Below are 18,366 nucleotides of genomic sequence, written 5' to 3'. Positions count from 1 at the left end.
CCCCTCGACACAAGCGAAGGCAGCGCGGAGTCTACGCCCTGAGCGGATCAGGGCACTGTTCATCGCTGGCTCATTCGCCACGCTCCAGGCGGGCGATCTCCTCGGCGCGGGCTGCCAGGACCAGCGCCGCGGCGCGCTCCAGATCCATACCCTCAATGCCGAATTCCAGAATCTCGTCGGCAGCCAGGTCCGACAGATCCTCACTTGTACGCACGCCGTTACCGGCCAACGCGTAGGCAGTGGCCTCATCCATGCCGTCCAATGCCAGCAGGTCCGCCGCCGGCACGCCGCTTTCAGCGCTCTCTTCAATCGCCAGCGCGTCGTTCAGCAATGCATCACGGGCGCGGGCTCGCAGCTCTTCGACGATGTCCTCGTCAAAGCCTTCCACTGCCAGCAGCTCACCCACCGGCACATAGGCGATTTCTTCAACCGTATTGAAGCCTTCGCTGACCAGAATACCGGCGATTTCCTCGTCCACTTCCAGCTTGTCCATGAACAACTGGCGGGCCACAGCCTGTTCAGCCTCGGACTTGGCTGTCACCTGGTCCTGCGTCATCACATTCAGCTGCCAACCGGTCAAACGGCTGGCCAAACGAACGTTCTGCCCGCCCTTGCCGATAGCCTGGGCCAGACGGTCCTCAGCCACCGCCAGGTCCATCGAGTGACGGTCTTCGTCGACGATGATGGACTGCACTTCCGCCGGCGCCATCGCGTTGATGACGAAATTGGCAGGACTTTCGTTCCACAGCACGATATCAACACGCTCGCCATTGAGCTCGTTGGAGACCGCCTGCACACGCGAACCACGCATGCCGATGCAGGCACCGATCGGATCGGTGCGGCTGTCATGGGCGAGCACCGCGATCTTGGCGCGATCGCCCGGATCACGTGCACATGCCTTGATCTCAACCAGACCCTGACCGACCTCCGGCACTTCCAGCTTGAACAGCTCGATCATGAACTCCGGCGCGGCGCGGCTGATGAACAGCTGCGGACCACGGGGCTCCGAGCGCACTTCGGCCAGGTAACCGCGCACGCGGTCTCCGGCACGCAGCACATCGCGCGGAATACCCTTGTCCTTCGGAATAAAGGCCTCGGCGTTGCCACCCAGGTCGACATAGATGTTGCCGCGCTCGGCGCGCTTGACCACACCCGTCACCAGCTCGCCCACGCGATCCTTCCAAGCGTCGACCACCTGCTGGCGCTCGGCTTCACGCACGCGCTGCACGATCACCTGCTTGGCGGCCTGCGCGGCAATGCGCCCGAAATCGGGGTTTTCAATCTGCTCTTCGATGTAATCGCCGATTTCCACATCATCGGCTTCTTCCACGGCGTCCATCATGCGGATCTGGCGATCCGGCGACTCCATCACCACATCATCGGCGACCACTTCCCAACGACGGAAGGTTTCGTAGGTGCCATCCTTGTGATCGATGGAAACACGGGTCAGCACATCCTGATCCACGTAACGCTTCTTCGCAGCCGACGCGAGCGCCGCTTCGATCGCATCGAAAATCACTTCACGCGGCACGCCTTTTTCATTGGCGACTGCGTCAACTACCAGCAAAAGTTCCTTGCTCATCGACTCACTCCGCGCGCGGCTTGTCCGCCGCCGTTTCGTTGTTGGATTTATTTTTGGCCTTGCCACCCTGCTTGGGCGCCGGACCTGTCGGTTTGGTGGGAGCCAGGCCCAATGCAGCCCAGTCCGGAATGATGCGCGCCTTGTCGATATTGTCGAACGAAGCCACAAATGGCTTGCCATCAACGACGAACGCCACCGTACCCTGCGCGTGGTCGACCGCAACGATCTCCCCTTGCAGGCGACGGCGATTTTCCTGTGGCAGCTTCAACCCGACCTTGGCGGATTCGCCAATAGCGCGTTCAAACTGCTCCAGGGTGAACAGCGGACGGTCAACGCCGGGCGAAGACACTTCCAGCGTGTAATTGCCGCTGATCGGATCTTCCACATCCAGCTGCGCGGACACCTCTCGGCTCACCCGCTCACAGTCGTCAATGTTCACCATGCGCTCGGGCTGCTCGGCCAACGGCACGTCGATATACAGACGCAACGTGGCCCCACCCGGCGCCGGCAAATACTCGGCACCAAGCAACTCGAGCCCCAATGCCTGCACGGCGGGGCCCAGCAGATTCGCGATTTCAGTAGCCTTGTCGCTCACAGCCAGCCTTGATTCGTAAATGAGAGCGCGACTGCCACCCTGCCGGGATTTCCGCGCTCTGGAAACAACAAAGGGCCCAACTGGGCCCTTTGTCCGATATGAACCCGTTGACCGGGTCCCGGTTGCAGAAACGGAAGCAATCGTTCCTGCGAGCCCAACCTATGCCCCTACCCACACAATGTGCAGCAAAGACCGAAGCTGGTAGCGGGGGCAGGATTTGAACCTGCGACCTTCGGGTTATGAGCCCGACGAGCTGCCAGACTGCTCCACCCCGCATCAGAAGCGGAATGATGAAGGATCGCCCCAGTGAATGCAAGCGCCTCTCATCAACCAAGCCACAAACAACCGGCTTGGCGTTGGTAGCGGGGGCAGGATTTGAACCTGCGACCTTCGGGTTATGAGCCCGACGAGCTGCCAGACTGCTCCACCCCGCACCGGAAGTGATTGAATTGCCCTCACCTAAGAGGAACCTGCCGCAACGTCGTTCTGGCTGAACCGCTGCATCGACAACTCAGGCTGTGAATAATACACGAATCCCGCAGATTTGCACCTATTTTCAGGACAAATGTGCAAAAGAATTGCGCATCCACTCCATGATCGGCCCCAGGCCGAGCGGCAGGAACAGCAACAGGATCGAATTGACACCCAGCACGATGCCCAGGATGCGGTCATTGTTGCGCGGCAGCGGCTCACCGACAGGCTCATCGAAATACATCACCTTGATGACCCGCAGGTAGTAGAAGCAGCCGATGACAGCGCAGATCACACCGACCATGGCCAGCCACAGCAGGCCGCCATTGAGCGCCGCACTGAGCACCGCCAGCTTGGTCCAGAAGCCGAGGAACGGCGGAATGCCAGCCAGCGACGCCATGATGCACAGCACCAGACCGGCCATCCATGGACTGCGGGCATTCAACCCCTTGAAGTCCTCGATATTCTCGGCTTCAAAGCCGGCCCGCGACAGCGCGATGATCGCGCCAAAAGCGGCGGTGGACATGATGGCGTAGGCGATCGCATAGAACATGGCCGCCGAATAGCCCTGCTCGCCACCGCCGGCAATACCCATCAGCAGGAAGCCGATATGCGAGACAGTCGAGTAGGCCAGCATGCGCTTCAGGTTGGCCTGGGCGATGGCCATCAGATTACCGACGATCAACGACAGAGCGGCCAGTCCAGCCAATACATACTGCAATTCAGTTGACAGCGGACCGACGCCGGCTTCGAGCAGGCGGTACGCCATACCGAATGCGGCCAGTTTCGGTGCCGAGCTGATGAACAGCGCGATCGGTGCCGGCGCACCCTGATAGACGTCAGGCAGCCACATGTGGAACGGCGCAGCACCCAGCTTGAAGGCGACGCCAGCGACCATGAACACCGCGCCGGTCAGCAGCAGCAGACGCTCATCGGAATGCGCGATGGAGCCGTGGATCACATCCAGGTGCAGCGAGCCGGTCGCGCCGTAGATCAACGACATGCCGTACAGCAGCAGGCCCGATGCCAGCGAACCGAGCACGATGTACTTCATGCCTGCTTCGGCGGCGAGCTTGTTGTCGCGATTGCTGGCCACCAGCGCGTAGGAGCACAGCGCCAGCAACTCCAGACCGAGATAGACCATCAGCAGACTGCCGGCGGAGACCAGGATCATCATGCCGGCGGTGGCGAACAGCACCAGCACCGGGATCTCGCCCTGGTACAGATCGCGCTCGCGCAGGTAGCTCCAGCCATAGACCAGGCTCAGACCGCTGACCAGCACGATAACGGTCTTCATGACATCGGCGGCATTGTCACGGATGAACATCCCGTGGAACACCTCGCCCTGCCCGCCCACACCGGACAGCAGCAGCACGAAGGCGACAGCCAGAACGGCCACCGACAGGAATTGGGTCCAGACCTTGTGCTTGCTGCTGATAAACAGGTCGATCATCAGCAGGGCGAAAGCGCCGCCAATCACCGCCAGTTCGGGCAGCAACGGCAGGAGGTCAGCGGTGGTCAACGGCAGGGACGTCGGCGTGGTCATCATCAAATCCTGGAATCAATACTCTCGACGGGCCGCTTACAGCAGCTTGCTCGAAGCGATCTGCATCGCCAGCTTGGCGATGGACGGCTCCATCAGGTCGGTCAGCGGTATCGGGTAGAAACCCAGCACCAGCGTACCGACGGCAAATACACCCAACACCAGCCATTCGCGACCATTGATGTCCTTCAGCTCTGCCACATGGGCATTACCCACTTCGCCGAAGAACACGCGCTTGTAGAGCCACAGCGAATAGGCCGCGCTGATGATCAGCGTGGTCGCGGCGCCAAACGCAGCCAGCGGATTCCACTGGAACGCCGCCAGCACGATCATGAATTCACCGACGAAACCGCTGGTACCCGGCAGGCCCGAGTTGGCCATGAAGAACAGCAGCGAGAACGCGGCAAACCATGGCATCACGTTGACCACGCCGCCGTAATCGGCGATGCGGCGACTGTGCATGCGGTCATACAGCACGCCCACGCAGGAGAACATGGCGCCGGACACGAACCCGTGCGAGACCATCTGCACCATCGCACCCTGCAAGCCAAGTCGCGCGGCATCGGCATTGCCGGCTTCCCGCACCAGCCAGAGCGCGGTGAACGTACCCAGTGTGACAAAGCCCATGTGAGCGACCGACGAATAGGCGATCAGCTTCTTCATGTCGTCCTGCACCATGGCCACCAGACCGACGTAGATGACCGCCACCAGCGACAGCGCGATCACCAGCCAGGCCCACTCGTGGCTGGCATCGGGAACGATCGGCAGATTGAAACGCAGGAAGCCATAGCCGCCGATCTTCAGCGCGATCGCGGCCAGGATCACCGAACCGGCGGTCGGCGCCTCCACGTGCGCATCCGGCAGCCAGGTGTGGACCGGGAACATCGGCACCTTGACCGCGAAGGCGATCAGGAACGCGAAGAAGATCCAGGTCTGTTCCTTGCCCGAAAGCTGCAGCTGATACAGGTCGGCCAACTGGAAGCTGCCCCCCTTCAGATACAGGTAGATCAGCGCAACCAGCATCAGCACCGAGCCGAGGAAGGTGTACAGAAAGAACTTCATCGCCGCGTAGATGCGACGCGGACCGCCCCAGACGCCGATGATCAGGAACATCGGAATCAGCATGGCTTCGAAGAACACGTAGAACAGCATCGCGTCGGTCGCAGCGAATATACCGACGGTGACACCTTCCAGGATCAGGAAGGACGCCACGTACTGGTTGACACGCTTGTCGACCACGCCCCAGGCGCCGATCAGCGCCAGCACACCGACCAGCGTGGTCAGCAGCACCAGCGCGATCGCGATGCCGTCAACGGCGAGGTTGTAACCGATACCGAATGCCGGAATCCACGGATGCTGTTCGACAAACTGCATCACGTCGGCCGCGGTGCGGTCGTAGCCGCTGAGCAGACCGAGACTGAACAGGAAGGTGAGCAATGCCACCGCCAAGGAGGCCCACCGGGCTGCCTGGGCGTTGCGCACGGCGAGGATCAACGCACCGCCGATGATCGGCAGCCAGATGAGGATACTAAGTAGAGGCCAGTTCGACACGTCTTCTATTCCGTACAGGTCAACGCCAGAAATGCATCAGGACGCCCAACAGGGCAATCAGGCCGATGATCATTGCGAAGGCGTAGTGGTAGAGGAAACCGGATTGGGTGCGGCGCAGCAGGTTGGCAGCCAGCTCGACCACGCGGGCCGAACCGTTGACCACCACCCCGTCAACGACCGTGCTATCCACGGCACGGGCGGCCTTGCCGAGCTGCACACCACCGCCGGCAAAGCCGTCGATCCAGAGCTTGTCGAAGCCGTACTTGTTTTCCAGCACCGAAACCGCCGGCGCCAGAGTCTTGCGGGCCTTGCCTGCCAGTTCCGGCTTCCAGATGTAGAACACCCAGGCCAGCACGAAACCTGCAACCGTCAGCCAGAACGCCGGCATCTGCATGCCGTGTACCGCATAGGCCACCGAACCGTGCCAGAACTCCTTGCCTACCGCAGCAATGGTGTCACGCGCCGGATCGTAGAAGTCGACGATGCCGGTGAAGAACGACATGGTCTGACCGGGGATGCCGGCAGCGGCAGCATGACCATCCCAGCCGGTACCGAACAGCATCGGGCCAATGGTAAAGAAGCCGATGAGGATGGACGGGATTGCCAGCAGGATCAGCGGCACGGTCACCACCAGCGGCGACTCATGCGGCTCGTGCGCACCATGACCGTGGTGGTCATCGTGGCCATGGCCATGATCAGCGTGGTGGTCGTCATGTGCATCACGGAAGCGTTCCTTGCCGAAGAAGGTCAGGAACAGCAGACGGAAGCTGTAGAAACTGGTGACGATCACGCCGCCCAGTACCGCCCAGTAACCGTACAGGGCTACCCAGCCGGCATCGGCAGCGTGCGCGTGCATCGCAGCAGCTTCGATGATGGTGTCCTTCGAGTAAAACCCGGCGAAGAACGGGGTACCCACCAGCGCCAGCGTACCGATCCACATGGTGATGTGGGTGATCGGCATGTACTTGCGCAGGCCGCCCATCTTCATCATGTTCTGCTCATGGTGCATCCCCATGATCACCGAGCCGGCACCCAGGAACAGCAGGGCCTTGAAGAACGCGTGGGTCATCAGGTGGAACACCGCGCCAGAATAGGCCGACACGCCCAGTGCGACGGTCATGTAGCCCAGCTGGGAAAGGGTCGAATAGGCCACCACCCGCTTGATGTCGGTCTGCACGATACCGATCAGGCCGGTGAAGAAGGCCGTGGTGGCGCCGATGAACAGAATGAAGTCCAACGCGGTCTGCGAAAGCTCGAACAGCGGCGACATGCGGGTGACCATGAAAATACCCGCGGTCACCATGGTTGCGGCGTGGATCAGCGCCGAAATCGGCGTCGGGCCTTCCATCGAGTCCGGCAGCCACACGTGCAGCGGCACCTGCGCGGACTTGCCCATCGCGCCGATGAACAGACAGATGCAGATCACCGTGGCCACCGACCAGATCAGCGGCTCGCTGAGAATCTGGATCTGTTGTCCGAACAGGTTGATCGAACCCGACCAGACCTGCATCAGCGCATTGGGATCACCCAGCACGCCGGCATTGGCAAACACCGTCGCGTAGTCGAGCGAGCCAAACACCCACAGGATCGCCGCGATACCCAGCAGGAAACCGAAGTCACCCACGCGATTGACCAGGAACGCCTTCATGTTGGCGAAGATCGCAGTCGGCCGCTTGAAGTAGAAGCCGATCAACAGGTACGACACCAGACCCACCGCTTCCCAGCCGAAGAACAGCTGCAGGAAGTTGTTGCTCATCACCAGGGTGAGCATGGAGAAGGTGAACAGCGAAATGTAGCTGAAGAAACGCTGGTAGCCGTCATCCTCGGCCATGTAGCCGATCGAGTAGATATGCACCAGCAGCGACACGAACGTCACCACCACCATCATCATCGCGGTCAGCTTGTCGATCATGAAACCGACGTGCGCCGAATACTGGCCGACTTCGAAGAACGTGTAGACGTTCTGGTTGAACGGTTGTGCCCCACCCCACAGCAACTGCGAGAACACGTAAGCCGACAGCGCGCAGCTGACGGCCACGCCAAGAATGGTGATGTACTGGGCGCCCTTGCGCCCCACCTGGCGACCGAACAGGCCGGCGACGATGCTGCCTAGCAGCGGTGCGAGCACCACCGCAATCAACAGACTCTTGGAGAGAGTGATTTCCATCTTCGGATCAGCCCTTCAGCGAATCAACTTCGCCCACGTTGATGGTGTGGCGAGTACGGAACAAGGTCACCAGGATCGCGAGGCCGATTGCAGCTTCGGCTGCGGCCACGGTCAGGATGAAGAACACGAACAGCTGGCCTGCGGTGTCGCCCAGCTCGCGCGAGAACGCGATGAAGTTGATGTTCACCGACAGCAGCATCAACTCGATCGACATCAGCAAAACGATGATGTTCTTGCGGTTCAGAAAAATGCCGGCAACGCTGATGCAGAACATAACCGCACCCAGCGCGAGCATATGGCCCAGGGAAATCATGGCTTGGCCTCCTCGCCACCGGAATTTTTGACGTCAACCTGCACGACCGGCTTTTCGGCCGTCATCTTCACCATGCGCAGACGATCTTTCGCCTTGACCATGGTCTGTTCGGTCGGATCCTGCTTCTTCAGACCCGGGCGGCGACGCAGGGTCAGCATCACCGCGGCAACCACGGCCACAGTCAGGATCACGGCCGCGAACTCGAACGGCAGCAGGTATTCGGTAAACAGGCTGCGCGCCAGCCAGGTGATATTGGAGGTGTCGGCCGCGATCGCCGCCGCGTTGTCCACCGGGAAGGGCGCCGCAGAACGGGCCTTTACACCGATCAGGATCAACATCTGCACCAGCATCACCACCGCCACGACCAGCCCGACCGGCAGGTAACGCACCCAGCCTTCACGCAAGTCGGAAGTATCGATGTCGAGCATCATCACCACGAACAGGAACAGCACCATCACCGCGCCGACATACACCAGCACCAGCGTGACGCCCAGGAACTCGGCTCCCACCAGCAGCCACACGCAGGCCACCGAGAAGAACGTCAGGATCAGGCACAACACCGCGTACACCGGGTTGCGCACACTGATCACCGAAGCGGCGGATATGCCGGCGACGATCGAGAAAAACCAGAACGAAATATTTACCCAATCCATCTCAAGACCTCAGCGGAAGGCAGCGTCGGCGGCGCGGCGCTCGGCGATTTCGGCTTCAAGCCGATCGCCAATGGCCAGCAGCTGCGGCTTGGTGATGATGTTCTCGCCACGATTCTCGAAGTGGTACTCGAGGATGTGGGTCTCGACGATCGAATCCACCGGGCAGCTTTCCTCACAGAAGCCGCAGAAGATGCACTTGAACAGATCGATCTCGTACCGCGTGGTACGGCGGGTGCCGTCTTCGCGCTTGGCCGAATCGATGGTGATCGCCAATGCCGGGCACACCGCTTCGCAGAGCTTGCAGGCGATGCAGCGCTCTTCCCCGTTCGGGTAGCGACGCAGTGCATGCAGACCACGGAAACGCGGCGACTGCGGAAACTTCTCCATCGGGTACAGCACGGTGTACTTGGGCTTGAACGTGTATTTCAACGTCAGCCACATACCCCCGATCAGCTCGAGCAGCAGCAGGCTCTTGAAATAGTGGGTGATCTTATTCATGAATCAAACGCCCTTCTGGATCACGCCGTAGAACACCATCAGTGCCGTCACCGCGATCCAGAAAATGGTCAGCGGGATGAACACTCTCCAGCCCAGACGCATGATCTGGTCATAACGGAAACGGGGGAAGCTTGCACGGAACCAGATATAGGCACTGGCGAAGAACAACACCTTCAGCAGCAGCCACGGCCAGCCACCGTTCCAGATCCAGTTGATCCACGGCGAGATATCCGCCGTGACCCAGCCCTGGATCGGGCTCAACCAACCACCGAGGAAGAAGATCGCGATCAGGAAGCTGATCAGGATCATGTTGGCGTATTCGGCCAGGAAGAACAGCGCGAACGCACCACCGGAGTATTCGACCATGTGTCCGGCAACGATTTCCGATTCGCCTTCCACCACGTCGAACGGCGCGCGGTTGGTTTCGGCCACACCGGACACCCAATACACCACGAACAGCGGGAACAGCGGCAGCAGGAACCAGTCAAACAGGCCCGAATTGCCCTTCTGCGCCAACACAATCTCGCTCAGGTTCAGGCTGCCCGCGGCGATCATCACGCCAACCAGCGCGAACCCCATCGCGATCTCATAGCTGACCACCTGCGCGGCAGAACGCATCGCGCCGAGGAAGGCGTACTTGGAGTTGGATGCCCAGCCGGCGAGGATCACGCCATACACGCCCAGCGAGGTCATGGCCAGCAGATACAGCAGACCCACGTTGGAGTTGGACAGCACCAGCTTGGCGTCGAACGGCACCACCGCCCACGCGGCGAAAGAAGGTGCCAGCACAATCAGCGGCGCGATCACATACATCGCCTTGTGGGCGCTGGTCGGGGCGATGATCTCCTTGAACAGCAGCTTGGTGACGTCTGCAAAAGCCTGCAGCAGCCCCCCCAGGCCGACATACATCGGCCCGTGGCGGACGTGCATCCAGCCGATCAGCTTGCGTTCCCACAACACGTAGAACGCCACCGAGATGATGATCGGCATCGCGATCACCAGGATCTTCAGCACCGTCCACAGCACGATGCCGATATCGCCCAGGGCGAGGAACCACTGGTGCAGCGGGTCGACCGCGTTCAACAGCAACTCGTTCATGCAGCCACCACCGTTACCCGTGCAGCGCCCAGCGGCGCGGTTGCGCCGTGGCCCGATTCAATCCACACCGTACCGGCGGCGACGCGTGCGTCGACGACGACCGGCAATGTCGCCTTGCCCGCTTCCGTACCGACCTTGGCCATCTGGCCTTCGGTCAGCTGAAGACGCGCGGCGTCTTCCACATTGAGCACAATGCGCGGTGCGTTGTTCAGCGGATGCGACTGCAGCGCTTCGGCGCGACGTACCACCGCATCAGTGCGGTAGATAGCCGGCGTCGAAGCCACTTCCAGGCCCTCGCCGGCCAGCGGCGGCTGCGCCGAAGCGGCAACCTTCACCGCCACAGACTGCAGGCTGGCACGCAGACCTGCCAGATCGGTGAAACCGAACCCGGCCAGTTGCATGTCACCCCCCAGCGCACGCAGCACGCGCCAGCCCTCGCGGGCCTCGCCCTGCAACTTGCCGCCAGCGCGGGCAACCTGGTCGCGACCATCGAGATTGGTCAGCGTGCCCTCGATTTCCGGCAGCGCGCCGATCGGCAGGATCACGTCGGCCACATCGCGGGTCGAGGCACAGGCGAACTGGCTGAAAGCCACGACCTTGGCACCGGCCAGCGCCTTGCGGGCAGCGGCGGCATCGGCAAAATCCAGGCCCGGCTCAATGCCATACAGCGCATAGGCCTTGCGCGGCTGCGCCAGCATCGCGTTGACATCCTTGCCGGCCGGCAGCACGCCAGCGCGAGTCAGGCCAAGCGCGTTGGCGCCCTGCGGAATGCGGCACAGCTTGGCGCCGGTAGCCGCGGCAAACGCGCCGGCAGCAGCACGGATGGCGGCGGCCTGCGGGTGGTTTTCGGCAATCGCGCCAACGATGATGACGGTGTTGCTGCCGCCCTTCACCGCGTCGACCAGCTGCGCGCTGCCCAGCGCTTCGGCAAAGCGCGACGGTGCAACGATCTGCTTGCCAGCCAGCTTGAACGCGAAGTCGAAATCGACCGGGTTGACCACATGGATCTGCGCCCCATTGCTGGTCTGCGCCTTGCGCAGACGGGCGTGCAGCAACGGCAGCTCGTGGCGGATGTTGCTACCCAGCACGACGATGCGGTCGGCCTTCTCGATCTCGGCCAGCGACATGCCGAACGCTTGTGCGACAGGAGCGTCGGAGAAATCGCGGTTGTTGATGCGGTGGTCGATATTGGTCGAACCCAGTCCGGCCGCCAGACGTGCCAGCAATGCGCCCTCCTCGTTCGAGGTGGACGGATGCACCAGCACGCCCAGGTCGTCGCCACCGTTGGCTTCAAAGATTTCGCGGGCCGCGGCCAGGCCTTCGGCCCAGCTCACTTCCTTCCATTCGCCATTGACCTTCTGCAGCGGCTTGACGGCGCGATCGGCGGCGTACAGGCCCTGGTGCGAATAGCGGTCACGGTCGGACAGCCAGCACTCGTTCACCAGCTCGTTGTCGCGCGGCACCGCGCGCAGCACTTCGCCGCGGCGCACGTGCAGGAACAGGTTCGAGCCCATCGCGTCGTGGTAACCCAGCGACTCGCGCGCGGTCAGTTCCCACGGGCGCGCCTTGAACTGGAACACCTTGTTGGTCAGCGCACCGACCGGACACACGTCGATGACGTTGCCGGACAGCTCGGTGGTCAGCGGCTTGCCGTCGTAGGTGCCGATCTGCAGGTTCTCGCCGCGGTACATGCCACCCAGCTCGTAGGTGCCCGCCACTTCGGCGGTGAAGCGCACGCAGCGGGTGCACTGGATGCAGCGGGTCATCTCGGTGGCGACCAGCGGCCCCATATCCTCGTCCACCACAACGCGCTTGCGCTCGTTGAAGCGGCTGACCGAGCGGCCGTAGCCCAGCGACACGTCCTGCAGCTCGCACTCGCCGCCCTGATCGCAGATCGGGCAGTCCAGCGGATGGTTGATGAGCAGGAACTCCATCACCGAACGCTGGTACTTGAGCGCCTTCTCGTTGCGGGTCTGGATCTTCATGCCATCCATGACCGGGGTGGCACAGGCCGGCGACGGCTTGGGCGACTTTTCCACATCGACCAGGCACATGCGACAGTTGGCCGCGATCGGCAGCTTCTCGTGATAGCAGAAGCGCGGAATCGGAATGCCGGCCTTGTCGGCGGCCTGGATGATCATCGAACCCTTGGGCACGACCAGCGACTGGCCATCGATCTCGATGGTCACGTGCCCTTCGGGCACAACCGCAGTCGTCTCATTGGGATTTACCGGTTGCGCGCTCATGCGACAGCAGCCTCCACCTTCTTGCCGTCAACCATCGAATGACCGTTGACGATGTAGTACTCGAATTCGTCCCAGAACTGACGCAGGAAACCCTGGATCGGCCATGCGGCGGCTTCACCGAATGCGCAGATGGTGTGGCCTTCAATCTGGCCGGCCACCGTCTTGAGCTGGTGCAGGTCTTCCATCGTGGCCTGACCGGCGACGATGCGCTCCAGCACGCGGTGCATCCAGCCGGTACCTTCGCGGCACGGGGTGCACTGGCCACAGGATTCCTTGTGGAAGAACTGGCTGATACGGCAGGCGAACTTCACGCAGCACACGCTGTCGTCGATCACCACGATCGCCCCCGAGCCCAGGCCCGAGCCCAGCGCACGGATGGTGTCGTAGTCCATCGGCAGGCCCTTGAGCTCGGCAGCGGTCAGCACCGGCATCGACACACCGCCCGGGATGGCGCCTTTCAGCTTGCGGCCCGGACGCAGCCCACCTGCCATTTCCAGCAGTTCGTCGAAGGTGGTGCCCAGCGGCACCTCGAAATTGCCACCGCGCTGCACGCAACCGGAGACCGAGAAGCACTTCGGACCGCCGTTGGCGGTCTTGCTCAGGCCCTTGAACCACTCCGGGCCGTTGCGGATGATCGCCGGCACCGAGCCGTAGGTCTCGGTGTTGTTGATCGTCGACGGCTTGCCATACAGGCCGAAGTTGGCCGGGAACGGCGGCTTGTAGCGCGGCTGGCCCTTCTTGCCTTCCAGCGACTCCATCAGCGCGGTTTCTTCGCCGCAGATATACGCACCGGCGCCCAGGGCGCCATAGATGTCGATATCGACACCGCTGCCCATCACGTTCTTGCCCAGCCAGCCGTGCTTGTAGGCATCGGCCAGGGCCTGTTCGAAATGTTCGAACGGCTCGTGGTGGAACTCGCCGCGCAGGTAGTTGTAGCCGACGGTGGAACCGGTGGCGTAGCAGGCGATCGCCATGCCCTCGACCACCGAGTGAGGGTTGTAGCGCAGGATGTCGCGGTCCTTGCAGGTGCCCGGCTCGGACTCATCCGAGTTGCAGAGAATGTACTTCTGCATGTCGCCCTTGGGCATGAAGGACCACTTCAGGCCGGTCGGGAAGCCGGCGCCGCCACGGCCACGCAGGCCGGACTGCTTGACCATCTCGATGACGTCGGCCGGCGGGATCTTCTCTTCAAGGATCTTGCGCAGCGCGGCGTAGCCACCGGTCTTCAGATAGCTTTCGTACGACCACGGGGTGTCGTAATGCAACGTGGTGTAGACCACGTTGTGCGGAAGCGGTGCCGGTCCTACCGGCCCCTTGGATTCGTGGTGTGCCATGCCTTACTCCAGCCCGTCCAGCAGCGCATCAACTTGGTCCAGCGTCAGGCGCTCATGGTAGTGACCGTTGATGACCATCATCGGCGCGCCCGCGCAGCCGGCGAGGCACTCTTCCTCTTTCTTGAGGTAGACACGGCCGTCAGCGGTCGACTCGCCGTGCTTGATGCCCAGCTTCTTCTCGCAATGGCGCACGATATCCTCGGCACCGTTGAGCCAGCAGCTGATGTTGGTGCAGATCGCAACGTTGTTGCGGCCGACCTTCTCGGTCTCGAACATCGAGTAGAAAGTCGCCACTTCGTACGCCCACACGAACGGCAGATCCAGATACTTGGCCACGGCGGCGATCAGCTCATCGCTCAGCCAGCCCTGGTTCTGCTCCTGGGCCGCATGCAGGCCCTGCAGCACCGCCGAGCGCTTGCGATCGGGCGGAAACTTTGCCAGCCAGTGATCGATGTGAGCACGGGTCTTGTCGCTCAGCACCACCATCGGGTCGACGTCACGCGCCGCCTCGAAATTACCTGTCGCCTTCATCGGCCGACCTCAACGAATAGCAAATTCTGGAAAAGCGAGGCCCGCGGCAGCAGAGCCACGCGGGCATCGAGCGTTGTGCAGTTCACCGGCATTACCGGTCGACCTCACCGAACACGAGATCGTAGGTACCGATCATCGCCACCACGTCACCCAGCATGTGACCACGCACGACCGAGTCGAGCGAGGACAGATGGGCGAAGCCAGGCGCGCGCAGATGCACGCGGAACGGCTTGTTGGCACCATCGGAGAGCAGATAGCAACCGAATTCGCCCTTCGGCGCCTCGACTGCCGCGTACGTCTCACCGGCTGGCACGCAATAGCCTTCGCTGAACAGTTTGAAGTGATGGATCAGCGCTTCCATGTCGTCCTTCATTTCCGCGCGCGAGGGCGGCGCGACCTTGAAGTTCTGGACCATCACCGGACCGGGATTGGCTTTGAGCCACTGCACGCACTGTTTGATGATGCGGTTGGATTCGCGCATCTCGGCAACACGGACCAGGTAGCGGTCATAGCAATCGCCATTGGTGCCGAGCGGAATGTCGAAATCCACCGCATCGTACTTGGCGTAGGGCTGCTTCTTGCGCAGATCCCAGGCCACACCCGAACCACGCAGCATCACGCCGGTCATGCCCCATGCCATCGCATGTTCGGGCGTGATCACGCCGATACCAACGGTACGCTGCTTCCAGATGCGGTTGTCGGTCAGCAGGGTTTCGTATTCGTCGACACGCTTGGGAAATTCATTGGTGAAATTCTCTAGGAAGTCGAGCATCGAACCCTCGCGCGAAGCATTCAGACGCTTCAGCGCATTGCCCTTGTGCCAGCGCGATTCCTTATACTTGGGCATCGCATCGGGAAGGTCGCGATAGACACCACCCGGGCGGTAATAGGCTGCATGCATGCGAGCACCGGAAACGGCCTCGTAGCAGTCCATCAACTCTTCACGCTCACGGAAGGTGTACAACATCACCGCCATCGCACCCAGGTCCAGCGCACCGGTGCCGATGTTCATCAGGTGGTTCAGGATGCGGGTGATTTCGTCGAACATGGTGCGGATGTACTGCGCCCGCTCCGGCGCTTCGATCCCGACCAGATTCTCGATGGCACGCACATAGGCATGCTCGTTGCACATCATCGAGCAGTAATCCAGGCGATCCATGTAGCCGATCGACTGATTGAACGGCTTGGATTCGGCCAGCTTTTCGGTACCACGATGCAACAGGCCGATATGCGGATCGGCGCGCATGATGGTCTCGCCATCCATCTCCAGGATCAGACGCAACACGCCGTGCGCAGACGGATGCTGCGGACCGAAGTTCATCGTGTAGTTGCGGATCTCCTGCTGGGCTTCAACAGGATTGCTGGCGAAGGCCTGCGAGGCCTGTTTGAACTCACTCACTTGCTTGCCTCCGTCTGCGCGCGCTCGCCTTCCGCAGTCTGGAAGCGGGCGTCGTCGCGGATGACGCGTGGCACGCCGACGCGCGGCTCGACCGACGTCACCGGTTCGTAGATCACGCGCTTCTTCTCTTCGTCGTAACGCACTTCGACGTTGCCGATCAGCGGGAAATCCTTGCGGAAAGGATGGCCCACGAAACCATAGTCGGTCAGGATCCGGCGCAGGTCCGGGTGACCTTCGAAAATCACGCCGAACAGATCGAACGCCTCGCGTTCGAACCAGTTCACACCCGGCCAGACGCTGGTCAGCGAAGCGACCACCGGCAACTCTTCGTTCGGCGCAAAACAACGGATGCGCAGCAGCTGGTTGTGCTGGTAGGAACGCAGCTGGGCAACCACGGCAAAACGCTGCTTCGGCATAGCGTCAGGCGTCGCACCAGCGGTCGACTCATGACTGGGGAACTCACCCCAGGCAAAGCGGCCCGTGCTCTTTCCTTCCACACCACGACTGAAGCCGTGCGAGGACACATCCGAGGTATCCCACTCATCACTGCCGTAGCCGAGATAGTCGACGCCGCAAAGATCGGTGAGGTGCTCGAAGCCGAACTCGTCACGCAGCGCCAAGGCGGTTGCGTGCCAGTCGGCCGCAGCCACCTCCAACGTAACTTCGCCGCGCGGTTCGATCACGAAGACCTGCGCACCGGCAAAACGGGCGCGAAGTCGATCGATCAATGAATGTGCTTGCTGGGCCATGGGGGCTGGCGTGCTCTTGATTTGAAAGGGAAATCAGCGAGAGATGGTCTGGGTGCGCCAGATCTTCTTCTGCAACTGCAAAATGCCGTACACCAGCGCCTCGGCGGTCGGCGGGCAACCCGGGACGTACACGTCCACCGGCACCACGCGATCACAGCCACGGACCACCGAATACGAATAGTGGTAGTAGCCGCCACCGTTGGCGCAGCTGCCCATCGAGATGACCCACTTCGGATCCGGCATCTGGTCATAGACCTTGCGCAGCGCCGGCGCCATCTTGTTGACCAGCGTGCCTGCCACGATCATCACATCCGATTGACGCGGCGACGGGCGGAACACGATGCCGTAACGGTCCAGATCCAGACGCGCCGCACCGGCGTGCATCATCTCCACCGCACAGCAGGCCAGACCGAAGGTCATCGGCCACATCGAGCCGGTACGCGCCCAGTTCAACAGCGCATCGACACTGGTGGTCACATAGCCCTTCTCGAGCAGCGGATTGTCGCCTTCAGGCCGCAGGATGTCGTCGACCCGCCCTTCCGGGATCGGGTTGTTCATCAGGCCGTCGAGAGTTTGGATCACTCCCATTCCAGCGCTCCCTTCTTCCACACGTAGATAAAGCCGAGGAACAGCATGCCTACGAACAGCCCCATGGTGACGAGCGAACGGGCGCCCAGCTCCATGAAGACCTGGGTCCAAGGCACGATGAAGATGATTTCCAGATCAAAGACGATGAACTGGATGGCGATGAGGTAATAGCGCACGTCGAACTTCATGCGCGCGTTCTCAAACGCCTCGAAGCCGCACTCGTACGGCGAAAGCTTCTGACTGTCCGGGCTACGCGGAGCGAGGAACCGGCCGATCAGCATCAGCGCGATACCGATACCGGTGGCGACGATCAGAAACAGCAGAGACGGCAAATATTCGGCCAGCACAGCGATTCTCTCTTGCCTCTGCCTTGGCACCTGCGGGCGCCGCGGCATGGGTGATTGTCGGGAATGTGATGACGGGGCGCCAACGCGCCCCGCGAACCCGCAAATACTAATGGTGCCCAAGAGGGGACTCGAACCCCTACGACTCTCGTCGCTACCACCTCAAGGTAGTGCGTCTACCAATTCCGCCACCTGGGCTTACGTCAGCGCAACTGTTTTGCAGTGCGCCGCGTATTGTAACCGTCTTCAGTCTTTCTGTGCGCCCTCGACGGGCTTTTCTTCACTCTGGACCGGAATATTTTCCGTGGGAGCGGCCGCCTGCGGCACATCACCCACTGCCGGCACCTGCGGCACCGACTGCAACTCACCCACGGGCACCGAAGGAGCCACTGCCGGCGCTACTGCCTGGGACATGACCCCGAGCCCCTCACCCGCCGGACGCGCGCCGTGGCTTGCATACCAGGCCATGAACAGGCTGATACCGAAAAACACCACCGCCAGCCACTTGGTGCTCTTGGACAGGAAATTCGAGGCGCCACGCGCGCCGAACACCGTACCTGACGCACCCGCACCAAATCCCGAGCCAGCCGCAGCACCCGAGCCACGCTGCATCAGGATCAGCGCGATCATCGCGACCGCCACCAGCACATAGACCACATTGAGGATCAACATCAGCATTTGAAATCCGTCCCGGACAATTCCAC

The 18,366-nt window shown here is 61.7% G+C and carries 17 protein-coding genes and 3 tRNA genes; all 20 read right to left on the bottom strand.

Going from position 1 to position 18,366, the window contains the following annotated elements; translation table 11 throughout:
- Positions 1–70: 70 nt before the first annotated feature.
- Positions 71–1,582: a transcription termination factor NusA gene (gene nusA / locus ACVOMC_RS07365; RefSeq protein ID WP_481523442.1), complete on the bottom strand. Its 1,512-nt coding sequence runs from the start codon at positions 1,580–1,582 to the stop codon at positions 71–73.
- A gap of 4 nt (positions 1,583–1,586) precedes the next feature.
- Positions 1,587–2,177, bottom strand: a complete 591-nt coding sequence (gene rimP / locus ACVOMC_RS07360; RefSeq protein WP_481523441.1) for a ribosome maturation factor RimP — start codon at positions 2,175–2,177, stop codon at positions 1,587–1,589.
- Positions 2,178–2,376: 199 nt separating this feature from the next.
- Positions 2,377–2,453 (bottom strand) — tRNA-Met (locus ACVOMC_RS07355).
- 81 nt (positions 2,454–2,534) lie between these two features.
- Positions 2,535–2,611, bottom strand: a tRNA-Met gene (locus ACVOMC_RS07350).
- Positions 2,612–2,733: 122 nt separating this feature from the next.
- Positions 2,734–4,194, bottom strand: a complete 1,461-nt coding sequence (nuoN, locus tag ACVOMC_RS07345; RefSeq protein ID WP_481523440.1) for an NADH-quinone oxidoreductase subunit NuoN — start codon at positions 4,192–4,194, stop codon at positions 2,734–2,736.
- A gap of 36 nt (positions 4,195–4,230) precedes the next feature.
- The gene (locus tag ACVOMC_RS07340; protein WP_481523439.1) at positions 4,231–5,742 is read right to left on the bottom strand and encodes an NADH-quinone oxidoreductase subunit M; all 1,512 of its coding nucleotides are present in this window, start codon (positions 5,740–5,742) and stop codon (positions 4,231–4,233) included.
- Positions 5,743–5,761: 19 nt separating this feature from the next.
- On the bottom strand, positions 5,762–7,909 hold the full coding sequence (gene nuoL, locus ACVOMC_RS07335; protein WP_481523438.1) for an NADH-quinone oxidoreductase subunit L: 2,148 nt from the start codon (positions 7,907–7,909) through the stop codon (positions 5,762–5,764).
- Positions 7,910–7,916: 7 nt separating this feature from the next.
- On the bottom strand, positions 7,917–8,222 hold the full coding sequence (gene nuoK, locus ACVOMC_RS07330; RefSeq protein ID WP_054656949.1) for an NADH-quinone oxidoreductase subunit NuoK: 306 nt from the start codon (positions 8,220–8,222) through the stop codon (positions 7,917–7,919).
- On the bottom strand, positions 8,219–8,875 hold the full coding sequence (locus ACVOMC_RS07325; protein ID WP_481523437.1) for an NADH-quinone oxidoreductase subunit J: 657 nt from the start codon (positions 8,873–8,875) through the stop codon (positions 8,219–8,221). Before ACVOMC_RS07325 ends, nuoK begins: the two co-directional genes overlap by 4 nt.
- A 9-nt stretch (positions 8,876–8,884) precedes the next feature.
- The gene (gene nuoI / locus ACVOMC_RS07320; RefSeq protein WP_054656945.1) at positions 8,885–9,373 is read right to left on the bottom strand and encodes an NADH-quinone oxidoreductase subunit NuoI; all 489 of its coding nucleotides are present in this window, start codon (positions 9,371–9,373) and stop codon (positions 8,885–8,887) included.
- 3 nt (positions 9,374–9,376) lie between these two features.
- On the bottom strand, positions 9,377–10,471 hold the full coding sequence (nuoH, locus tag ACVOMC_RS07315) for an NADH-quinone oxidoreductase subunit NuoH (RefSeq protein ID WP_054656943.1): 1,095 nt from the start codon (positions 10,469–10,471) through the stop codon (positions 9,377–9,379).
- Positions 10,468–12,717, bottom strand: coding sequence for an NADH-quinone oxidoreductase subunit NuoG (gene nuoG, locus ACVOMC_RS07310; protein WP_481523436.1), 2,250 nt, complete (start codon positions 12,715–12,717; stop codon positions 10,468–10,470). The genes nuoH and nuoG overlap by 4 nt, the downstream gene beginning before the upstream one ends.
- Complete coding sequence (nuoF, locus tag ACVOMC_RS07305; protein WP_481523435.1) at positions 12,714–14,051, bottom strand: NADH-quinone oxidoreductase subunit NuoF; 1,338 nt, start codon at positions 14,049–14,051, stop codon at positions 12,714–12,716. The genes nuoG and nuoF overlap by 4 nt, the downstream gene beginning before the upstream one ends.
- A 3-nt stretch (positions 14,052–14,054) precedes the next feature.
- On the bottom strand, positions 14,055–14,582 hold the full coding sequence (gene nuoE / locus ACVOMC_RS07300) for an NADH-quinone oxidoreductase subunit NuoE (RefSeq protein WP_481523434.1): 528 nt from the start codon (positions 14,580–14,582) through the stop codon (positions 14,055–14,057).
- Positions 14,583–14,673: 91 nt separating this feature from the next.
- The gene (locus tag ACVOMC_RS07295) at positions 14,674–15,981 is read right to left on the bottom strand and encodes an NADH-quinone oxidoreductase subunit D (protein ID WP_054656935.1); all 1,308 of its coding nucleotides are present in this window, start codon (positions 15,979–15,981) and stop codon (positions 14,674–14,676) included.
- Positions 15,978–16,730 carry an NADH-quinone oxidoreductase subunit C gene (locus ACVOMC_RS07290; RefSeq protein WP_481523433.1) on the bottom strand — a complete coding sequence of 251 codons (753 nt, stop codon included), beginning with the start codon at positions 16,728–16,730 and terminating at the stop codon, positions 15,978–15,980. The genes ACVOMC_RS07295 and ACVOMC_RS07290 overlap by 4 nt, the downstream gene beginning before the upstream one ends.
- A 33-nt stretch (positions 16,731–16,763) precedes the next feature.
- Positions 16,764–17,318, bottom strand: a complete 555-nt coding sequence (locus tag ACVOMC_RS07285; RefSeq protein WP_054656931.1) for a NuoB/complex I 20 kDa subunit family protein — start codon at positions 17,316–17,318, stop codon at positions 16,764–16,766.
- Positions 17,309–17,665, bottom strand: coding sequence for an NADH-quinone oxidoreductase subunit A (locus ACVOMC_RS07280; RefSeq protein WP_054656929.1), 357 nt, complete (start codon positions 17,663–17,665; stop codon positions 17,309–17,311). Before ACVOMC_RS07280 ends, ACVOMC_RS07285 begins: the two co-directional genes overlap by 10 nt.
- 110 nt (positions 17,666–17,775) lie before the next feature.
- A tRNA-Leu gene (locus ACVOMC_RS07275) sits at positions 17,776–17,860 on the bottom strand.
- Positions 17,861–17,908: 48 nt separating this feature from the next.
- Positions 17,909–18,340: a preprotein translocase subunit SecG gene (secG, locus tag ACVOMC_RS07270; protein WP_481523432.1), complete on the bottom strand. Its 432-nt coding sequence runs from the start codon at positions 18,338–18,340 to the stop codon at positions 17,909–17,911.
- Positions 18,341–18,366 lie beyond the last annotated feature (26 nt).

It is taken from the genome of Stenotrophomonas sp. STEN014 (assembly GCF_056760315.1).
The sequence above is the reverse complement of the archived record's forward strand: the minus strand, read 5'-3'. Positions and strand labels throughout refer to the sequence as shown.

Excerpts from the sequence above, each read along its gene's own strand:
- nusA (WP_481523442.1), bottom strand. The coding sequence starts at position 1,582 with ATGAGCAAGGAACTTTTGCTGGTAGTTGACGCAGTCGCCAATGAAAAA.
- nuoN (WP_481523440.1), bottom strand. The coding sequence starts at position 4,194 with ATGACCACGCCGACGTCCCTGCCGTTGACCACCGCTGACCTCCTGCCG.
- nuoL (WP_481523438.1), bottom strand. The coding sequence starts at position 7,909 with ATGGAAATCACTCTCTCCAAGAGTCTGTTGATTGCGGTGGTGCTCGCA.
- nuoK (WP_054656949.1), bottom strand. The coding sequence starts at position 8,222 with ATGATTTCCCTGGGCCATATGCTCGCGCTGGGTGCGGTTATGTTCTGC.
- ACVOMC_RS07325 (WP_481523437.1), bottom strand. The coding sequence starts at position 8,875 with ATGGATTGGGTAAATATTTCGTTCTGGTTTTTCTCGATCGTCGCCGGC.
- nuoI (WP_054656945.1), bottom strand. The coding sequence starts at position 9,373 with ATGAATAAGATCACCCACTATTTCAAGAGCCTGCTGCTGCTCGAGCTG.
- nuoH (WP_054656943.1), bottom strand. The coding sequence starts at position 10,471 with ATGAACGAGTTGCTGTTGAACGCGGTCGACCCGCTGCACCAGTGGTTC.
- nuoG (WP_481523436.1), bottom strand. The coding sequence starts at position 12,717 with ATGAGCGCGCAACCGGTAAATCCCAATGAGACGACTGCGGTTGTGCCC.
- nuoF (WP_481523435.1), bottom strand. The coding sequence starts at position 14,051 with ATGGCACACCACGAATCCAAGGGGCCGGTAGGACCGGCACCGCTTCCG.
- nuoE (WP_481523434.1), bottom strand. The coding sequence starts at position 14,582 with ATGAAGGCGACAGGTAATTTCGAGGCGGCGCGTGACGTCGACCCGATG.
- ACVOMC_RS07290 (WP_481523433.1), bottom strand. The coding sequence starts at position 16,730 with ATGGCCCAGCAAGCACATTCATTGATCGATCGACTTCGCGCCCGTTTT.
- ACVOMC_RS07285 (WP_054656931.1), bottom strand. The coding sequence starts at position 17,318 with ATGGGAGTGATCCAAACTCTCGACGGCCTGATGAACAACCCGATCCCG.
- secG (WP_481523432.1), bottom strand. The coding sequence starts at position 18,340 with ATGCTGATGTTGATCCTCAATGTGGTCTATGTGCTGGTGGCGGTCGCG.